Annotated in this window: 1 rRNA gene; it reads left to right on the top strand. The window is 51.5% G+C overall.

Going from position 1 to position 1,089, the window contains the following annotated elements:
- Window positions 1-94 precede the first annotated feature (94 nt).
- A 16S ribosomal RNA gene (locus E6X37_RS10335) occupies window positions 95-1,089 on the top strand; the annotation flags it as partial.

Here is a 1,089-nt window from a genome sequence, read left to right on the forward strand (position 1 = left end):
GTCTTGATTCAATTCAAGACAACAAACATTTTTAACAAGCAAGCAATATGCTAGCAAACAAATTGAGCTTAACAATCGCAAGATTGTTCGAACTTTTTATGAGAGTTTGATCCTGGCTCAGGACGAACGCTGGCGGCGTGCCTAATACATGCAAGTCGAACGCTTCTTTTTCCACCGGAGCTTGCTCCACCGGAAAAAGAGGAGTGGCGAACGGGTGAGTAACACGTGGGTAACCTGCCCATCAGAAGGGGATAACACTTGGAAACAGGTGCTAATACCGTATAACAATCAAAACCGCATGGTTTTGATTTGAAAGGCGCTTTCGGGTGTCGCTGATGGATGGACCCGCGGTGCATTAGCTAGTTGGTGAGGTAACGGCTCACCAAGGCCACGATGCATAGCCGACCTGAGAGGGTGATCGGCCACATTGGGACTGAGACACGGCCCAAACTCCTACGGGAGGCAGCAGTAGGGAATCTTCGGCAATGGACGAAAGTCTGACCGAGCAACGCCGCGTGAGTGAAGAAGGTTTTCGGATCGTAAAACTCTGTTGTTAGAGAAGAACAAGGATGAGAGTAGAACGTTCATCCCTTGACGGTATCTAACCAGAAAGCCACGGCTAACTACGTGCCAGCAGCCGCGGTAATACGTAGGTGGCAAGCGTTGTCCGGATTTATTGGGCGTAAAGCGAGCGCAGGCGGTTTCTTAAGTCTGATGTGAAAGCCCCCGGCTCAACCGGGGAGGGTCATTGGAAACTGGGAGACTTGAGTGCAGAAGAGGAGAGTGGAATTCCATGTGTAGCGGTGAAATGCGTAGATATATGGAGGAACACCAGTGGCGAAGGCGGCTCTCTGGTCTGTAACTGACGCTGAGGCTCGAAAGCGTGGGGAGCGAACAGGATTAGATACCCTGGTAGTCCACGCCGTAAACGATGAGTGCTAAGTGTTGGAGGGTTTCCGCCCTTCAGTGCTGCAGCAAACGCATTAAGCACTCCGCCTGGGGAGTACGACCGCAAGGTTGAAACTCAAAGGAATTGACGGGGGCCCGCACAAGCGGTGGAGCATGTGGTTTAATTCGAAGCAACGCGAA

Source organism: Veillonella parvula (assembly GCF_032550495.1).
Classification (GTDB): domain Bacteria; phylum Bacillota; class Negativicutes; order Veillonellales; family Veillonellaceae; genus Veillonella; species Veillonella parvula_G.